Raw genomic sequence first — 17,800 nt, 5'->3', positions numbered from 1 at the left:
TGCACGGCTGAACGCCCATCGGGCGAAAAGGTGGCCGCAACTGCCGTCGCGCGCCACCCGGGGGGCTCAATGCGGCGCCAGCCCCAGTTCGACGCCGGTCTTGTCGTGGAGTGCGAAGCGATCGACGATGTCTGCGCTCGCACGGTTATAGCCGACCACCTCGACGTCGCGGCCGTCGCGACGGAGCCGCGCGACGATCTTGTCGAGCGCGCCGACGCCGGAGATGTCCCAGAAATGGGCCGCCGTCACGTCGATCACCACTTGGCCCGCGCGATCCTCCGCCTGGAAGGCGCGGGTGAAGCGATTGACCGAGGCGAAGAAGATTTCGCCCGAGACCCGGTAGACGGCGCGCGTCCCGTCTGCGGAGAGATCCCGCTCCACCGAGAACATGCGCTGCACCTTGCCGGCGAAGAAGATGCCGGAAAGCAGGACGCCAGCGAGGACGCCCAGCGACAGATCGTGCGTCGCGACGACCACCGCGACCGTGGTGAGCATCACGATGGAGGAGGTCGGCGGGTGGCGGCGAAGGTTCGGAATCGAATTCCAGCTGAAGGTGCCGATCGAGACCATGATCATCACCGCCACCAGCGCCGGCATTGGCACACGCCCGACATAGGGACCCAGCACGGCGAGGAGGAAGAGCAGGAAGGCGCCCGCCACGAAGGTGGACAGGCGCCCACGCCCCCCGGACGTGACGTTGATGACGGATTGGCCGATCATCGCGCAGCCCCCCATGCCGCCGAACAGGGCCGCGACGATGTTCGCGCCGCCTTGCCCTGCGCATTCCCGGCGCTTGTCGCTGTCGGTGTCGGTCATGTCGTCCACGATCTGCGCGGTGAGCAGCGATTCGAGCAATCCCACCGCCGCCATGGTCAGCGCATAGGGCAGGATGATCCGCAGCGTCTCCAGGGTCAGCGGCACCTGCGGCAGGGCGAAGCTCGGCAATCCCTGGGGTAGCTTGCCCATGTCGCCCACCGTATGGACCGGCAGCGCGAGAGCGATGCTGATCGCGCTCAGGACGAGAATGGCGATCAGCGGCGACGGCACCGCTTTGGTGATGCGCGGGAGGCCGTAGAGGATCGCGAGACCGGCGGCGACCATCGCATAGGTCTCCCAGCCGACACCCGTGAGCTGCGGTAGCTGCGCCAGGAAAATCAGAATGGCGAGGGCGTTGACGAAGCCGGTGATGACCGAGCGCGAGACGAACTGCATGACCAGATCGAGCCGCAGCATGCCGGCCGCGACCTGGATCAGGCCCATCAGGATCGTCGCCGCAAAGAGGTATTCGACGCCGTGGTTCCGCACGAGCGGCCCGACGAGAACGGCGATCGCCGCCGTCGCGGCCGAGATCATGCCGGGACGCCCGCCGATGAGCGCGATGGTCATTGCGATCGAGACGGAAGCGTAGAGTCCCACGCGCGGGTCGACGCCGGCGATGATGGAGAAGCCGATCGCTTCCGGGATCAGCGCCAGGGCGACGACGATGCCGGCAAGCAGGTCTTGGCGAGCGGAAATGCCGTCAGTGAACCACTGGCGGCGGTACGCGGTAAAATCGAAGGTCATTGAAAATCCACAACAGGGCACAGGGCGCAATGCAGCGCCGACGGAAATGGTGCTTGTTGTTATCCGGCGGATCGGCGGCCGGAATAGCCACCCGGAATCGCACCGGGTCCTTGCGAATGCGACGGCCCATACGTGCTCGGCGCGATGGACGCAACAGGCCCGCGACAGGAAAGCCTCCTCGACGCAGGTGGCAGCCGCCGCGGTGAACGACGCTTCAGGGCAGATAGGGGTGCTTCGACCACCCCGCGCCTGGCGTCTGCCGAGTGCCGATGATCGACGCCTCGATATCCGCTTCCAGTGCCGCGCTGCCGATACGGTCGGTGAACAGCAAGAAGCTTGCCCGCAGCGCGGCGGATTCAGGCCAGTCCGAGCAAGTGGATCAGACCGAGACTGATCGCCCCGAGCACGAGGAGCGAGAGGACCACCGCGGCGGTCACGCGGCCGCCGGCATGGGCCACCGTGCGGACATCGACTCCCAGGCCCAGCGCTGCCATCGAGACGACGGTGAGCAGCGTCGCGGCCTCGTTCGCCGGGGCCAGGGCCGCATGCGGGATGAGGCCGAAGGACCGGAGGCCGACCAGGCCGAGGAAGCCGAGGATGAACCAGGGCACCAGATGGTGCAGCGCCGGCCGCCCGGCCGCCGGGCGTTCGCCGGTGGTGACATGCGGGGGCAGTTCATCGGCTTCCTCGCGCAGCTTGGGCGCGATCAGCGAAAGGATCAGGCAGACCGGGCCGAGCATCAGCACGCGCACCAGCTTGATCAGCGTACCCATCTGGACGGCGGTGGCACCACCGGGCGCAGCGGCGGCGATCACCTGCGGCACGGCATAGACGGTGAGGCCGGCAAGCGCGCCGAACTGGTGGCCGCTCAGGTGGAGGCCGAAGGCGAGCAGCGGCAGCGAGAGCACGACCACCACGCCCAGCACGGCGGTGAAGCCGATCGAGGCCGCGACGTCGTCGCCGTCCGCGCCGATCACCGGCGCCACCGCCGCAATGGCCGAGTTGCCGCAGATCGAGTTGCCGCAGGCGACGAGCAGTGCCATGCGCTTCGGCAGCCGCAGCATCCGGCCGATCAGATAGCTGCTGGCGATCGCCACGCAGACGACGCCCGCGATGCCGAGCAGCAGGCCCGGCCCGGCGGCGAGGATCGTCGCGGCGCTCACCGAGGCGCCGAGCAGGACGACGGCGAGTTCGAGCAGGAACTTGGCACTGAACGTGATGCCGGGGAACCAGCGCTTGTCCGGCGTCCAGGCGGTCCGCACGGCGGTGCCGATCAGGATCGCGAGAACCAGTGCTTCCAGCCAGGCGCGTCCGAACACCGATTCCTCGATCCGCTGCAGCACGAACGCGCCGCCGGTGACGGTCAGGCACAGCGCCAGGCCGGGCAGCAGCGTGCTGCCGGGCAGCGATGGGCGGCGGGACAGGCTCTGCGTCGTCACATTGTGTCTCCTTGCTGAGACACAGATGCGGCGCCACAACCGATCATTCCAACGATTAGTTCATATGGTTTTGATCGTCTTTGGTTGTTGGTCCGGCTAATTTGGCAGTCACGCTGGGCAGAGTTGCACCAGTTTACACGCGGCAGTCAGAGAATGTCGTTCAGTGACGAAGGGCTGCGGCGATCAGCCCGATCGCCTTTCGCGATCAGATCACCCAGTCCTGCTGCGCGTCGAAGCTTGCAATGACGTCCAGCAATGCATCGGCGGCCTTGCTGCGATACCGTTCTTTCTGCCGCAGGCCATGGAAGCGGCGCGGCGGCAGCGCGAAGGGCAGGGCGAACAAGGCGCGTGCTTCCAGGAGCGGCAGGACGACGAGCTGCGACAGCATCGCGGCGCCAACCCCTGCGCGCACAGCGGCGAGGACCGATTCATTGGAAGGCAGGGTCAGCACGACATTGAGGTGGTGCGGGTCCAGCCCGCGATCGCGGATCGCGGTTTCGAAGGTCGAGCGGGTGCCGGAGCCGGGCTCGCGCATCACCCAGGGCGCGGCCGCCAGCCAGGCGTTGGTGATCGCCTCGGCAGGATTGCTGCTGACCAGCAGCATGCGATCCTCGCCGACCTCCCAGTGGGCCAGCGACGGATCGTCGACCATGCCTTCGACGAAACCCAGTTCGGCCTCGCCATCGCGGACGCTGCGCGCGGCGCCTTCGGTATTGGCGATCGCGACCGACAATTCGATATCGGGATAGCGGCGGTGGAAAGCGGCCAGCCGCGCGGGCAGCCAATAGGCGGCGATGGTCTGGCTGGCGACGAGCCGGAGATGGCCGCGCTTCAGCCCGGCATATTCGCCGAGCGCCAGCGTTGCTTCTGCCGCCCGCGCGAGGACGGCGCGCGCCTCGCCGAGGAAGAAACGACCTGCATCGGTCAGCTCGATACCGCGACCGACGCGGTGGAACAGCTTGATGTCGTGCCGTGCCTCGAGCGTGGCGATGGCGGCGGACGCTGCGGACTGGGTGACGCCCACCGCCTCCGCCGCCCGCGTCATATGCTCGCGTTCGGCGACTGCGACGAAGATGCGAAGCTGTTCGAGGGTCATGTCGGGAGCGTAGCGGTTTCTCCGGATTTGTCATCGTCGGCGGCCGAGGGGGGCGACGATCGGTGATGCCCGATGGTCATGCTCCGCAGCACGCCGTCGCGCCGGACCAGCCCGTGCATCAGTGCCGCAGCGAGGTGGAGCAGGATCAGCGCGAAGAAGGCGAGCGCGATCGCGGTGTGTACCGCGCGCAGCAGCGCATAGAGCGCGAGGTCATGCGGCAGGATCGGCGGCAGCACGATGCCGTCCCCCAGTCGCACGGGATAGCCGCCGGCGGACAGCATGCCCCAGCCGATCAGCGGCAGGGCGAACAGCGCGGCGTAGAGCAGCACATGCGATCCCCAGGCGATGCGCTTCTGCAGCGGCGCCAGATCCTCCGGCAGCGCGGGCGCGCCGGTCGCGAGACGCAGCGGCAGGCGCAGCACCACGAGGACGAGAATGGCGATGCCGATCGGACGGTGCAGAGCGAGCAGCGTCCCATAGGCCGGGCCGCTGGTGGAAACCATGAAGACGCCGATGAACAGCATCGCCAGCACCAGCGCCGCCATCAGCCAGTGCAGCACGCGCAGGGCGGGGTTAAAATCGGGCGAAAGGCGGGTCATTGCTGCGCTCCCTTGGCCAGGTCTTCCCCCACGGCGCTGGGGTGTGGGCCTTCGGCGGCGCGGCGGGTGAAGGACGAGGAATAGCCCTTGGCGCGGGCGGCGAGCAGCGGATCGTCGGACAAGGCAATGCCCTCCGGCAGGATGGTGGGGTCGAAGTTGAAGTCGCGGCAGCTGCCGGTCTCTTCCGGCTGGGTGGCGCGGATCGTCAGCGTGCCGGCATCGATCGTGCGGTGCGGGCCCTGCCAGGCAACCGTGGCCTTGTCGGTCACATCGCCCGGATTGGCCTCGACCAGCAACAGGTGCCAGCGCGACGGGCCCTTGGCGGTCCGGGCGATCATCTCCTGGAACAGCGCGTCGCGGGGGAGTTGATCGAGGTGCTGCTTGTCGAGACCGGCGAGCGGCGCCTCGGGCACGAACTGCCATCGGACGAAGCGTGTCGTCCCGCCGGCATCGGTGAAGCGGAAGGCATTGATGCTGTAATAGGTCGCGTTGGCGAAGCTGTTCGGCAGCACCGCCTTCGCCATATAGCCCTGGAAAGCCTTCACTTCGGGATGCGCCGCCAGGAGGGCCTTGAGCACGGCCGGATCGGGCTTGCCGGTCTTCGGATCGGGTGTCGTCGCGCGTTGGAGCGCGATGAAGGAAGCGACATCGGCGACCGGGAAGATCGGAGTGTGGTCCAACGCCATGCGCCATTCCTGCCCGTCGGGCGTCTTCAGCAGCAGCGCCATCGAATGGAACACGTTGCGCCCGTCGCCCGCCAGCGGATTGCCGCCTGCCAGCGAAAAGCGCCCGAGCACCGGTAGCGTACCGGCATGCAGCGTTCGCGCCGTGGTGAGGGCGCTGCCCCTGCCGTTCGCCCCGAAATCGCCGGTGAAGCAAAGTCCCTTGGCATGGGCGCGACGATAGCCGGGCTTCACGCCGCCGCTATTCGCCTCGAGTGCGGTCGTGATGTCGCCGCCGCTGATGCGACGGGGGCCCAGCCAGCCGGCCGCCCAGGCAAAGCCCGTGAGCAGTGCCAGCACGGTTGCGCCGATCAGGGCGAAGGCGCTTATCGTGCGCCGGTCGAACATGGGCATATCGATTCCGGTTCAAACTGATGTCGCGGGAGTAGACGACGCAGCGCCGGCAATATTCCCGCAGTCCGGAAGAAAAAATTAGACACTGGAATAATGGCGCGCCTCGCGCGTCTCGCGCCTAGGATGGTGTCGATGTCGGTCAGCGCGGAGATGATCGCTGAAGTTCAGCCGCTGATACCTGCGTTGCGGCGCTATGCGCGCGCCATGCTGCGCCATCGCGACGATGCCGACGATCTGGCGCAGGACGTTCCGGAGCGTGCGCTCGCCCATTGGCGCAGCCGCCGTGGTGCTACCAGCCAGCGTGCTTGGCTGTTCACCATCCTGCACAATCTTGCGCTCGATCGGCTGCGTCGCCGCCCGCGCCGGGGCCCGGAAGCGGCGATCGACTCCGTGCCGGAGCAGTGGTTGGCGGTGCCGGCGGAACAGGAGCGCGCTATCGCGCAGCACGATTTGCTGGCGCAACTCGCGTTGCTGCCGGAGGATCGCGCGCGGTGCTTCTGCGCGTTGGCGTGGAGGATCTCAGCGGCCGAGGCCACGGCGGTGCTCGGCGCGCCGCTGGGCATGGTGATGTCCCGGCTGTCCCGCGCCCGCGAGCGACTCCGCCGGCAACTCGAAGAGGGGGTCGTGCAACCCACGCACTGAGGGTGGTATGATGCGCGGCGCCGATAACTGAAGCGGAACTCCAGGCCCATGTGGATGGTCGCCTTGCTCCCGAGCGGGAGTTGGAGGTTCGTGCCTGGCTTGCAGCGCATCCTGAAGACGCCGCGCGGTGCTCCGCCTGTCGCGCCCAGAAGGACGCGCTTCGGGAAGCACTGCGCGGCGTGACGGAGGAACCCTTGCCTGCCGCGCTGAACCTTCGGGTGCGGGTAGCGCGTCGCGCGCGGTGGACAGCACTGAGTCCGGCAGCCGTTGCCGCAGGTGCCGTCTTCGGGACGGCACCGGAGGCCGATCTGCACGGCGCCGCCAACATCGTTCGCTCCCCGCTTGCCCGCATCTAGGCGAACACGGCTCAGCGGCGCCCGCGGCGGCTTTTTCGCCAAGGGCCCCGGCGCCCGATGCTTCGCGACTGCAAAGCCTGCGGAAATAGGATAGACGGCGGGCGAGCCGTATCGAGGGGGAAATATGATGGCTTCGGGGTGGGGTGGGGCCCGCAACGCAGTTGATGCATCCGCTATCCGCGCGGACAGCGGGCCACCACCAGCATGGCATGCTAGGGCGCGGGAGGGGCGGTGAAGCGATGACTGCCGCTACGGTCCTGCATATAAGCTTCGATTTTCCGAGTCCGTTGGCGGCGCCGCACATGACCCGCGCGGTGGAGCGCCTGGTCGACAGCGCCGACGGCTTTCGCAACATCGTCTACAGCATGACGCGGGTCGGGAACCTCGGTCGCGAGATCGCCGCCCTGCGCTATGCACCCGATCGAGTCGCCATCGCCTATCGCGCGCTTCCCAAGGGGCTGGGATTGCGTCATGCGATGGCGCGGCTGGTGCGGTGGATCGCCGCCGACCTGCGCGACCGGGGTATCGCCATCGACCTGATCCATGCGCACAAGTTGACGACGGACGGGATCGTCGCGAGCCAACTCGCCCGCGAATTCGGCGTGCCGTATCTCTGCAGCATCTGGGGCGATGCGGACGGCTGGGTTTGGCGCGGGAGACCCGACCTGCACGGCCATTGGCGCGAAATCGCCGCCTCCGCGCATGCGCTGATCGCCACCGCGCCCTGGGCAGCCGAGCGGTTTTCGAAGATGCTCCGTCTGCCGCTGCGAGCGATCGCGGTGCTGCCGGTGATGGGCGGGGTGGCGGAGCCGACCCCCTCGAGCGTGTCCAGCGACCGGATCGTGTCGCTCTTTCATCTCGCCCATTGGCGCCGCAAAGGGATCTCGAAGCTGATCCCGGCAATGCAGGAGGTCGCCGAGACCGGGGCAGGGTGGCACCTCGACATCGTCGGCGGTGGCAATGCGCGGAGCCATCTCGAGGTGGACCGGCTGATCGCGCGTGCCGGCGCGCGCCGGCAGGTTCGTCTGCTTGGGCCGGTGCCGAATGGGTCGGTACGAGAGCTGCTCGGCGGCAGCGCGATGCTGGCGCTGCCGAGCCAGCAGGAGACTTTCGGCATGGTCTTCGTCGAGGCGCTGTTCGCTGGAATCCCCGTGCTCTATCCGGCCGGCTGGGCGATCGACGGGTATCTGCCCCCGGATCGGATCGGCTATGCCTGTCGCGCGGACGACCCTGCGGATATCGCCGCGGGCCTGCGGCATGTCATGACCAACCAGCAGGCACTGAAGGAGTCGATCGCGCGGCTACAAGCCGAGGGCGCGCTGGCGCGGTTTGCACCGCACAGCATCGCCCTCGACTATCGCCGCCACCTGTCAGCGGCGCTGGGCTGACGTTACTTCAGCGCAGTGCACCAGGTGCGCAGGCACGGCACGAGATGTTCGAGATAGGGGCGCAGCATGCCGCTGGCGCCACCCGCGCGCGCCGCTACATTCTCGGTGAACTCCGCCATCATCGTCAGATAGTCGGCAGGCGCGACCTCTGCCGAAAGGCTGAAGATCTCGATCGCTTCCTGGTTGACCATATGCGCGATATGCTCCTGCCAGATATTGCGCTGCATGTCGCCGGCCTTGCGATGTCCGATCATGGGGGCGCCGACGGTCAGCGTGTCGCCCGCGCGATCGACCAGCATCTTCAGGATGAAGCCGCCCCAGATGTCGCCATAGCGGTCGATCATCCAGTGCGGCAGCACCGGCACGTGCATCGGCAGCTGGTAGACCGCAGGGGTGACCTTGCGCCGGAACTGCATGTTCATCGAGCAGACCGACACCAGCGCGCCGGGGGCGATCGCCGCAGAGGGGATCGCGAGATCGACTTCGGGCCAGCGCCACTGCGGGCCGTTGATCTTGTCGATGCCGTTGACGTCGAACGCGTCGGTCCACAGGCCGAGGTTGAAGATCGGCGCCTCCCCGTTGGTCGCGTCGCCGATGGAAGCGCGCTGATAGGCGCCGCGGCATTCATAGGGAAAGCCGCGCGGGAACAGGTTGTCCGGCGTGCCTTCGTAGAGGTCGAGGATGTTGAGGTGGCGCAGGCCTTCGCCGAGCACCGGGCGCGGCTTGGCGGTGAGCGCCTCGGTCACCTCGGCGAAGAAGTTCTGCGACGTGACCTCGCAGTCATCGTCCAGCGCCACGATGATTTCGTCGTCGTCGCTCTCGTGCCAGGCGACGTAGAAGCCGAAATCGCGGCAGGCGCCATTGCGGCGCGGGAACCACGCGTCGGCATCGCCCAGCATCCGCTTCCGGTCTTCCCAAGTATAGATCCGGAAGCTCGGATGGTCGACGGTGACCGTTCCAGGTGAATCGTCGACCACGACGAAGCGGGCGCCCGCGTCGATCAGCGGCGCCAGGTATTCCAGAGATACCGAGCGATTGGAGGGAACCACTATGATCATGGTTTCTAGGCCTTTATATCGAACGAGATGAATGGGAGGTACGCATACTGATATTTGCGACCCTGCAGCTTTGTTCGTGCAGTTATCAGTTTTTCAGCTGTGCGCTTGAGCGCGCGCCGTGAAGAAGATTGTGATGCCAGTGATGGCTGTATCGATGTCGGCCAAGGCACTATCGGGAGGAGTCGGCGGCGGTAGGCGCCGTGGAGGTCAAGCCGCGTAGCTACTTGGCGCGATCAGCTTTCCCGGATTTCCACGGACCGTCGCTCCGTCCGGCACGTCCTCGGTCACCACGCTGCCGGGAAGCACGACCGCGCCCTTGCCGACCTTGAGCCCAGGCAAGACGATCGCTCGGGCGCCGAGCGTTGCGCCCTCGCCGATATAGGTGTGCTGCCAGACCCTGGTGGCGATGTCGTGGGTCAGCACCACGGCCTGTTCGCCGATGACTGCGCGGGCAGCGATGTGCACGCCTTTTGGAAAGGTGCGGTCGATGAGCGCGCTGTCCGCGATGACCGCGCTTGGATGAATATCCATCCCCCAGATGCGCGTTCGGACAAAGCGCCGCCATATGCGAGCGAACATGGTATCTGGCCCCCCTCCAGACTATTCGCCAATCGACTAAGCCCCTTCCCGATTCGCCTCAACCCATAATATACTGCCCGCATCATGTTGCGGTCGCTCGATCAATTGGATTTCATCCGCCTGCCACTGTATGCCTTGCGGCGTTGGTGGCTGCAGCGTCGTCACGGCATTGTGATCCATCCGAGTTCGCGCATCTCTTTGCAGGCCAAGATTCTCTCCGGCGGACCCGGCTGCATCCTGATAGGCCGCGACACGATGATCGCGTTCAAGACGCTGCTCGTCGCGCGCGAAGGCAAGGGCTTCGTTCGACCGATCATCATCGGCGATCGCTGCCTGATCGGCGGGGGTGCAATGATCCTGCCGGGTGTGACGATCGGCGATGGCTGCGTGGTCGGCGCGGGCGCGGTCGTCGCGGACGATGTTCCGCCCGGCTGCATCGCTGTCGGCAATCCCGCACGGGTCGTCAGGCGCGGGATCGAGACCGCAAGATTTGGGCGCCTCCAAGGCGTGGTAGGCAACGAAGGCCGTGATCCGCTTGCGATAGGGGACCGGGCCCGTGATCGGCGCTGTTCCAACGAAGAAGGGGAGCCGAGCGCCCTAGCGTTCGGCTCCCCAGTCGATCCCCCGCTAGAGGGGTGAGCGGTCGCAAGCGGGGGAACTGCTTCGATCAGAAGCGGGTGCCGACGCCGAAGCCGAACACCAGCGGGTTGATGTCGACGCTGGTCTGGTTGATGGCGCCGCCGGTGTTGAGCCGGGCAGTGGTGCTCATGTCGATGTACTTGACGTCGAGGTTCAGGAAGAACTTCTTGTTCAGATCGATGTCCACGCCCGCCTGCAACGCATAGCCGAAGCTGTCCTTCAGCGAGAGGCTGGTTTGGCCGAGCGCCTTGTTGAGCGAGTCGCTGGTCTTGGCCGAATAGAAGGTGGTGTAGTTGACGCCAGCACCGACATAGGGACGCACCGCGGCCTTGGGCATGAAGTGATACTGGAGCGTCAGCGTCGGCGGGAGCACCCAGGTGTGGCCGACCTTGCCGAGCGACGAGATCGCCTCGCGGCCCTGAATGTCGTGGCGGGTGCTGGAGACGATCAGCTCGGCGCCGATATGGTCGGTCGCCATGTAGGTGAAGTCGACTTCAGGCATCACCGCGTCGCCGACGCCGACCTTGGCGGTGGGGAGGGCAGGCGTGATGCCGCTCGACGATTCATTCGGGGCGACGACGATGCCGCGCAGGCGGACCAGCCAGTCGCCGGCCGTGATGCCCGCTCGGTCCTGTGCCTGGGCGCTCGCGGTCGAGGCCAGCAGACCGGCAGCGGCCAGACCGACAAAAAGCGAAGTACGCATGGTTCATTTCTCCTCGTGTTCGACGAGGCACCGGGTAGCCGCAACTTTCCGCCACGGTTTTGATCGGGCGCAACGTTGCGCGTAGGTAATGTTCCCAAGGTGGTCCCTTCGCCTGCCTGGGACCAATACGTAACGACACGCCGTACGCGCGCGATGCATGCCACGCGCGGAGGCGGATATGTTCATGGATCGAAACCAGCCGGATCTGGGTGCTGCGGAGTGGAGCCTGCCGGCGCGTTGTGCGGCTTGCGGTGTGCGAATGGCCTCCTTGTGCGGCGGCATCTCGGCGGGCGCGCTGGAGGCGCTCAACCGTATCGGGCGCAAGCGCGTGCTGCGCCGCGGCGAGGCGCTGATCTGGCAGGGCGACATCGCCGAGCAGGTCGGCATCCTCCATCACGGGCTGGTCAAGCTTTCCGCCTCGCTGGAGGACGGGCGCGAGCAGATGCTGGGGCTCGCCTTCCCGGCCGACTTCGTCGGCGCGATCGGCGACCGGCCGTCGAGCCACTGCGTCACCGCGCTGACCGAGACCGAGCTCTGCGTCTTTCCGCGCAGCGCGCTACCCGGGCTGGTCGAGGCGTATCCCGAGATCGGCCAGGCGCTGCTGACCCGCGCCTATGACGAACTCGACCAGCTCCGGAAATGGATGCTGCTGCTCGGCCGCAAATCCGCCGAGGAGCGCGTCGCCAGCCTGCTGCTGCAGTTTGCGGCGCGTGGCACCTGCAGCCCCGGCGCGCCGGTCGCGCTGCCGCTCACCCGCCAGCAAATGGCCGAGCTGCTGGGGCTGACGATCGAGACGGTCAGCCGCAAGCTGACCGCGATGAAGCGCGACGGGGTGATCGCGCTGCCCGATCTGCGCAGCTTCGTGATCCTCGATGCACCGGCACTTGCCGTGCTCGCGGCCGAGACTCCGTAACTAACCGCATGTCGGCGCGCAGTGCATCTGCCTAGCTTGCTTTCATCCAAGAAGAAGACCGGATGAAATGGAGGCGACCATGAAGAATGTACTCGTTCTGATGCATGACGACGCCGGACAGGAAGCACGGTTCCAGGCGGCGCTCGATTTGACGCGCGGGCTGGAAGGGCATCTGCGCTGCGTCGATATCGCGATGGTGCCGGCCTATGTCGGCGATTACACCGAATTCGGCGGCGGTGCCGCATTGCTCGCCGACGAGCAGACCCGCGAGGCGGCCAACCGCGTGCGGATGGAGGGGCGGCTCAAGGCCGAAGACGTGCCCTATGACTGGGTGGACGCCACCGGCTTTGCCCGCGAATGCCTGCGCGACGCTACCGCGCTAGCCGATCTGGTGGTGCTCAACCGCGAGCTTGACAAGATCGACTATCCCGACATGCGCGACCTGATCTGCGATACCATCCTCAAGACCGGCAAGCCGATCGTCGCGGTGCCGGAAAAGACGCTGGGTTTCGATCTCTACGGCCATGCGGTGGTCGCATGGGACGGCTCGCGTACTGCGGAAGCCGCGCTGCAGGCGACGGTATCGCTGCTGAAACATGCCGGAACGGTGACGATCCTGGTGGTCGACGAAGGGGCGCTGCGGCTGCCCGCCGCCGAGGCCGCGGAATATCTGTCGCGGCACGGCATCCGGCCCGAGGTGCGGGTGGTACCCAAGACCGATACGGTGGGCGGCGCGATCCTGGGGGTCGTGGAGGCGCTCAAGGCGGCCTATCTGGTGATGGGCGGCTTCGGCCACAGCCGCTTCCTCGAGGCGGCGTTCGGCGGGGTGACGCGGCGGATGCTGGCGGAAAGCCCCGTGCCGCTGCTGCTGGCGCACTGACGCGGGCGAATCGCCGGCGATTGCGATCGGCCTGAAAAAGAAAAGGGGCAGGCAACCCTGGGTGCCTGCCCCCTTTTACTGTTCGCACGGCCCCAACAGGCCGCAGCGACCTCGCTTACTTGACGTGCTTGGCGAGGTGCTTGTTCATTTCGAACATGGTGCACTTGTCGCCGCCGAAGATCGGCTTCAGCGTATCGTCGGCCAGGATTTCGCGCTTGTTCGCAGGGTTCTGCAGGTTGTGCTTCTTAATGTATTCCCACACCTTGCTGACGATCTCGCTGCGCGGCAGATCGGCGGTGCCCACAATCTTCGCCAGTTCGGGCGACGGGGTAACCGGCTTGGCAATGCCACCGCGTGCTTTGGTCTCGGCCATCGTGTCTAACTCCTGTTCGTACCCCTTATCGGGGCTATTCCTTCGTCAGCGCCTCGGGATTGAGAGGCTTCCTCCCCCTTGTCGCAACCAACGATGTACTGCGGTTCGTGCGGTGATGCACGCCCCTGTACGCCTTTGACTGCGGGAAAGGGCTTCTGTCCAGCGCAGACCGCATAGAAGCGCGGCGAACCGCTGCTTTGCGGCGCTGCGGTGGTGCAGCCGAGCAACACTTTAGGGCAAAAACGTAGCAATATTGCGCGTTCAGGCCAAGACTCGGGTCTGGACCAGCCCTTCGAAGGTGCCGCGCACGTCCGGTGATGCATCCGCCGTCAGCCGTTGGACATCGGCCAGGAAGCTCGCGGCGTCGGCGCCGGGGGCGCGATGCGCCGTTTCCCAATGGCCGAACTCGCGGCGGTCGACGATCCGGCGGGACAGCAGCACGATCGCACGATGCCGCGGATCGCACTGGATGCGCGTGAAAGCGGCCTCCACCGCAACCTCGGGACCTTCCAGCGCCTGGAGGAAACGTCCGCCATCGGCATAGAGCAGGCCGCTGATCCGGTCGCGCGCGTTGTTGCGGCGGGAGACGGTCAGGATGTCCTGGGTAGGGCAGGGCGCGGCGGGGTTGGCGGAACTGACATAGACGAGCTGCAGCATGGAAATCCTCTCCTGCGAGCGCGCGTTTTCGGCGTCGACTGGTTAATAGCAGATTAGGACGTCGATGCTCGCTTGTTTTTCAGCTATTTAGTCCAAGCTGGACAAGATCGTATAATTCCGGCATCAGGAGGGCGTGATCGACGCCCTGCGCCTTACCCTGCGACTTATCCGCCCTTAGGGGCCGATTTCGCACGCGCGCGTCTCCCCTAAGGGCAAACCGGAACTTCCCTATCGCATCACGGCTGCGCTAGGCGCGGCCAGACCTTGAAGAGAGACACGGCCCATGTTGCGCGACCCCAGCGTCAAATATCGTCCCTTCCCGCAGGTGGATCTGCCCGATCGCCAATGGCCCAGCCGCACCATCACCAAGGCGCCGCGCTGGCTCTCCACCGACATGCGTGACGGCAACCAGGCGCTGATCGATCCGATGGACGGCGAGAAGAAGACGCGCTTCTTCGAACTGCTGGTGAAGGTGGGCCTCAAGGAAATCGAGGTCGGCTTCCCGAGCGCCGGCGCCACCGAGTTCGACTTCATCTCCGGCCTGGTGCGCGAGGGCAAGGTGCCCGACGACGTGATCGTCCAGGTGCTGACCCAGTCGCGCCGCGATCTGATCGAGACCAGCTTCCAGTCGCTGAAGGGCGCCAAGCAGGCGATCGTCCATCTCTACAATGCCGTCTCGCCGGCCTGGCGCCGCATCGTGTTCGGCATGAGCCGCGACGAAATCCGTCAGATCGCCATCGAGGGCGCGAAGGTGCTGCGCGACGAGGCGGCCAAGCAGCCTGATACCGCGTGGCATTTCGAATATAGCCCGGAGACCTTCTCCACCGCCGAACTCGATTTCTCGGTCGAGGTCTGCGAGGCGGTGATGGACATCCTGCGCCCGACGCCGGAGCGCCCGCTGATCCTCAACCTGCCGGCGACCGTCGAGGCGGCGACGCCCAACATCTATGCCGACCAGATCGAATGGTTCTGCCGCAACATCCGCAACCGCGAGAGCGTGGTCATCAGCCTGCACACGCATAACGATCGCGGCACCGGCGTCGCCGCGTCCGAACTGGGCCTGCTGGCGGGCGCGGACCGCGTCGAGGGCTGCCTGTTCGGCAATGGCGAGCGCACCGGCAATGTCGATCTCGTGACGCTGGCGCTCAACATGTACACCCAGGGCCTCAACCCGGGCCTCGACTTCTCGGACATCGACGAGGTCATCCAGACGGTGGAATATTGCAATCAGCTCCCCGTCCATCCGCGCCATCCCTATGCCGGTGACCTCGTTTTCACGGCGTTTTCGGGCAGCCATCAGGACGCGATCAAGAAGGGCTTCGCCTCGCAGGCGGCGCGCAACGACCAGCTCTGGGACGTGCCCTATCTGCCGATCGATCCCAAGGATCTCGGCCGCGATTACGAGGCGGTGATCCGCGTCAACTCGCAGTCGGGCAAGGGCGGCGTCGCCTGGGTGCTCGAGCAGGACAAGGGCCTCAAGCTGCCCAAGCGGATGCAGGCCGAATTCTCGAAGCACGTCCAGGCACTGGCCGACGAGACCAGCCGCGAGCTCAACGCCGCCGACATCTGGGGCCGGTTCGAGCGGGTATATTTGCCCGGTGACAAGGATCGGATCACGCTGGTCGATTATGAGGAAACGGGCGCCGCGGGCAGCCGCGTGTTCGTCGGCCGCATTGCGATCGACGGTGTGGCGCAGTCGATCTCGGGGCGCGGCAACGGCCTGATCTCGGGTGTGGTCGATGCGCTGGCGGGCTCTACGGGGCCGCGCTTGGACGTGGTGGACTATAGCGAGCATGCGATCGGCGGCGGCGCCGATGCGCAGGCGGCGGCCTATGTCGAGTGCCGCACCGAGGATGGCCGGACGGTGTTCGGCGTCGGCATCGATGCCGATATCGCGACCGCCTCGGTGCGCGCGGTACTTAGCGCAGCGAACCGGGCCTGAGGCAAAAAGCCCCTGTCCTCGGAAGGTCAGGGGCTTCCTCTCCTATCAGTGCAGGGTCGCCAACTCGCCCGTGTGGACGGCGGCGCGCGTGCCGGCGGTGCGATCGAAGCGGAAGGCGCCGGCACGCTGCGCAAGCGCGTTGACCTCGCTCGACAGGTTGCGGATCGCCGCCGAGGTTTCCTCGACCATCGCCGCGTTCTGCTGCGTCACCTGGTCCATGCCCTTCATCGCAGTCGAGACCTGGCTGACTGCCGCCGACTGGGCGTGGTTGTCATGGTCGATGGCCGCGATCAGGTCGTGCACCGCCTCGACGTCGCTCGAGATGGTGTCGAGTGCAGTATCGGTGTCGTGCACGGCATCCGCAGCCTGGAGGATGTCGGCCTGGGTCTCGCTCAGCATGTCGCGGGCCTGCTTGGCCTGGTCCTCGGCGCGGAGTGCCAGCGCGGCGACGAGGTCGGCGACGACCATGAAGCCGCGGCCCGCCTCGCCGGCGCGGCCGGCCTCGACCGCCGCGTTCATCGCGAGCACCCGCGTCTGGAAGGCGATCTTGTCCAGGCCTTCGATCACGCCGTCGATATTCTTGGCGCTGCCGCTCGCGCGGTCCATCGCCTGCACCGCGCGGGCGGTAGTGCCGCGGCCGTCGCGCAGTGCCGTGGTCGCCTCGCCGGCGCGCTTCACCGTGTTGTCGGCTGCGATCATCGTGGCGCGCAGGCGCTCTTCGATCTTCGCCAGCGCCTCGGTCGCCTGGGCGAGGTTGGCCGCGCTCTTCTCGGTGCGGTGCGCCAGATCCTCGGAGCCTTGCGCAACCTCGGACGAGGTGTTGCGGATATTGTCGGCGCTTTCGCTGACCAGTTGGACGCGGGCGCGCAGCGAGGCGATTGCCTCGTTGATGTTGTGGCGCAGCACTTCATATTCGGCCGGGAAACGCTGGTCGATCGTGCGGCTGAGATCGCCCTCGCGCAGCGCTAGCAGGCCGTTGCCGAGCACTTCGGTGACTTCGCGCTGTGCCTCGAGCTTGCGCGCATCGGCCTCGCTCTGCGCGGCGGCGGCGGCGCGGTAATGCTCCAGGCCGCTGGCGATGCGGCCCATTTCGTCGGTGCGATCCTGATAGGGGATCGTCGCCACTTCGCCCTTGGCGAGGCGGTCGGTGAGCGCCGACAGCGTGCCGACCGGCTCCAGCACCCGGCGATACATGGTGATGTAGAAATGCGCGGCCTGGCCGCCGACGATCAGCGCCAGCGCCAGCACGATGCCGATCGCGAGGTAGAATTCGAATGCGCCGTTCGCAGCGACGCGCTGCTGGTCCGCCAATGCCATGGTGACGAGCTTGTCCACTGCGGTGCGGTGGGCGTCGTACAGGCCGGTCAGCTTGGCGTAGCTGGCCTCGATCGCGGCGCGGTCGCCCTTGCGGGCGGCGGGCAGGAAGCCCTGTTCGAGTTCGTTCCAGAAGGCCTGGGCGGCAGGGTGTGCCTGCTGGAGCAGCTGGCTGCGCAGGCTCTCGTCCACCCGCGCGGTCTGCCAATATTGGTTGCGCTCTAGGTAGAGCTTCTTGAGGCCCTCCAGCTTCTTGGCACGGGTGCCCACGGTGTCTGGATTACGGGCGATCAGCGTCGCTTCGAGAAACGGCTCGATGATATATTCGGGGGGAGGAAGGATATCTGCGATGAGGTCGGCATTGACCTGCTGGTGCAGCTGCACCTCGCCGCCCATGCGGATGCGATCCAGCCGCCAGGCCGCCAGCGAGCCGCCGACAACCAGAAGCGCCATCATGGCTAACGCGCTGTTGCGAACGAAACTTGCAATCGACATCCACGATCCTCTGGTGACAGGCGCACGCGTCCCCCAAGCGGGCCTCCGGCGAGGAAGGCCTTTGGTAGATTATAGGGGGAGGATCGGG

The 17,800-nt window shown here is 66.5% G+C and carries 17 protein-coding genes and 1 other annotated feature; of the genes, 6 read left to right on the top strand and 11 right to left on the bottom strand.

Annotation, left to right across the window (positions count from 1 at the left end; all coding sequences use genetic code 11):
- Positions 1–66: 66 nt before the first annotated feature.
- The 5 genes from CA234_RS06485 to CA234_RS06465 all read right to left on the bottom strand — a co-directional run bounded on the left by CA234_RS06485 (position 67) and on the right by CA234_RS06465 (position 5,767).
- On the bottom strand, positions 67–1,563 hold the full coding sequence (locus CA234_RS06485; protein ID WP_126001167.1) for a SulP family inorganic anion transporter: 1,497 nt from the start codon (positions 1,561–1,563) through the stop codon (positions 67–69).
- A gap of 57 nt (positions 1,564–1,620) precedes the next feature.
- Positions 1,621–1,676 (bottom strand) — a sequence feature (sul1 is cis-regulatory element that is thought to sense ions involved in sulfur or methionine metabolism; They are found in Alphaproteobacteria).
- Between the two features lie 243 nt (positions 1,677–1,919).
- On the bottom strand, positions 1,920–3,002 hold the full coding sequence (locus CA234_RS06480; RefSeq protein WP_241213296.1) for a putative sulfate exporter family transporter: 1,083 nt from the start codon (positions 3,000–3,002) through the stop codon (positions 1,920–1,922).
- Positions 3,003–3,207: 205 nt separating this feature from the next.
- The gene (locus CA234_RS06475; RefSeq protein ID WP_125973513.1) at positions 3,208–4,098 is read right to left on the bottom strand and encodes a LysR substrate-binding domain-containing protein; all 891 of its coding nucleotides are present in this window, start codon (positions 4,096–4,098) and stop codon (positions 3,208–3,210) included.
- On the bottom strand, positions 4,095–4,697 hold the full coding sequence (locus CA234_RS06470) for a cytochrome b/b6 domain-containing protein (protein ID WP_125973511.1): 603 nt from the start codon (positions 4,695–4,697) through the stop codon (positions 4,095–4,097). Before CA234_RS06470 ends, CA234_RS06475 begins: the two co-directional genes overlap by 4 nt.
- Complete coding sequence (locus CA234_RS06465) at positions 4,694–5,767, bottom strand: catalase family peroxidase (protein ID WP_241213294.1); 1,074 nt, start codon at positions 5,765–5,767, stop codon at positions 4,694–4,696. The genes CA234_RS06470 and CA234_RS06465 overlap by 4 nt, the downstream gene beginning before the upstream one ends.
- Positions 5,768–5,905: 138 nt before the next feature.
- Between CA234_RS06465 and CA234_RS06460 the strand changes: the two genes are divergently transcribed.
- Together CA234_RS06460 and CA234_RS06455 are read left to right on the top strand one after the other, a co-directional pair.
- On the top strand, positions 5,906–6,415 hold the full coding sequence (locus tag CA234_RS06460) for an RNA polymerase sigma factor (protein ID WP_126001165.1): 510 nt from the start codon (positions 5,906–5,908) through the stop codon (positions 6,413–6,415).
- A gap of 658 nt (positions 6,416–7,073) precedes the next feature.
- Positions 7,074–8,159 carry a glycosyltransferase family 4 protein gene (locus tag CA234_RS06455; protein ID WP_164521728.1) on the top strand — a complete coding sequence of 362 codons (1,086 nt, stop codon included), beginning with the start codon at positions 7,074–7,076 and terminating at the stop codon, positions 8,157–8,159.
- Between the two features lie 2 nt (positions 8,160–8,161).
- Here the strand turns inward: CA234_RS06455 and CA234_RS06450 are convergent, their stop codons facing one another.
- Both CA234_RS06450 and CA234_RS06445 read right to left on the bottom strand, forming a co-directional pair.
- Entirely contained in the window at positions 8,162–9,217 is a 1,056-nt protein-coding gene (locus CA234_RS06450; protein ID WP_125973505.1) for a hypothetical protein, read from the bottom strand.
- Positions 9,218–9,424: 207 nt separating this feature from the next.
- Entirely contained in the window at positions 9,425–9,796 is a 372-nt protein-coding gene (locus CA234_RS06445) for an acyltransferase (protein WP_125973503.1), read from the bottom strand.
- A gap of 84 nt (positions 9,797–9,880) precedes the next feature.
- Between CA234_RS06445 and CA234_RS25160 the strand changes: the two genes are divergently transcribed.
- Positions 9,881–10,435 carry a DapH/DapD/GlmU-related protein gene (locus CA234_RS25160; RefSeq protein WP_125973501.1) on the top strand — a complete coding sequence of 185 codons (555 nt, stop codon included), beginning with the start codon at positions 9,881–9,883 and terminating at the stop codon, positions 10,433–10,435.
- Positions 10,436–10,463: 28 nt separating this feature from the next.
- Here the strand turns inward: CA234_RS25160 and CA234_RS06435 are convergent, their stop codons facing one another.
- Positions 10,464–11,138 carry an OmpW family protein gene (locus CA234_RS06435; RefSeq protein WP_125973499.1) on the bottom strand — a complete coding sequence of 225 codons (675 nt, stop codon included), beginning with the start codon at positions 11,136–11,138 and terminating at the stop codon, positions 10,464–10,466.
- Between the two features lie 259 nt (positions 11,139–11,397).
- On the opposite strand from CA234_RS06435, the gene CA234_RS06430 reads away from it, so the two are divergent.
- Both CA234_RS06430 and CA234_RS06425 read left to right on the top strand, forming a co-directional pair.
- Positions 11,398–12,051, top strand: coding sequence for a Crp/Fnr family transcriptional regulator (locus CA234_RS06430; protein ID WP_241213293.1), 654 nt, complete (start codon positions 11,398–11,400; stop codon positions 12,049–12,051).
- A gap of 79 nt (positions 12,052–12,130) precedes the next feature.
- Entirely contained in the window at positions 12,131–12,931 is an 801-nt protein-coding gene (locus CA234_RS06425) for a universal stress protein (RefSeq protein WP_164521727.1), read from the top strand.
- Positions 12,932–13,046: 115 nt separating this feature from the next.
- Here CA234_RS06425 and CA234_RS06420 read toward each other — a convergent pair whose 3' ends face one another.
- Complete coding sequence (locus tag CA234_RS06420) at positions 13,047–13,304, bottom strand: SWIB/MDM2 domain-containing protein (protein WP_125973493.1); 258 nt, start codon at positions 13,302–13,304, stop codon at positions 13,047–13,049.
- Between the two features lie 261 nt (positions 13,305–13,565).
- Positions 13,566–13,961: a BLUF domain-containing protein gene (locus CA234_RS06415; RefSeq protein ID WP_126001162.1), complete on the bottom strand. Its 396-nt coding sequence runs from the start codon at positions 13,959–13,961 to the stop codon at positions 13,566–13,568.
- Between the two features lie 283 nt (positions 13,962–14,244).
- Here CA234_RS06415 and leuA point away from each other — a divergent pair, with 283 nt between their 5' ends.
- Positions 14,245–15,903, top strand: coding sequence for a 2-isopropylmalate synthase (gene leuA / locus CA234_RS06410; protein ID WP_125973489.1), 1,659 nt, complete (start codon positions 14,245–14,247; stop codon positions 15,901–15,903).
- Between the two features lie 45 nt (positions 15,904–15,948).
- Here leuA and CA234_RS06405 read toward each other — a convergent pair whose 3' ends face one another.
- Positions 15,949–17,673 (bottom strand): methyl-accepting chemotaxis protein, encoded by a 1,725-nt coding sequence (locus CA234_RS06405; RefSeq protein WP_241213292.1) that lies wholly within the window; start codon positions 17,671–17,673, stop codon positions 15,949–15,951.
- Positions 17,674–17,800: the final 127 nt, after the last annotated feature.

Source organism: Sphingomonas sp. ABOLE (genome assembly GCF_003950455.1).
GTDB classification, from domain to species: domain Bacteria; phylum Pseudomonadota; class Alphaproteobacteria; order Sphingomonadales; family Sphingomonadaceae; genus Sphingomonas; species Sphingomonas trueperi.
This window is presented reverse-complemented; position numbering and strand designations above follow the sequence as displayed.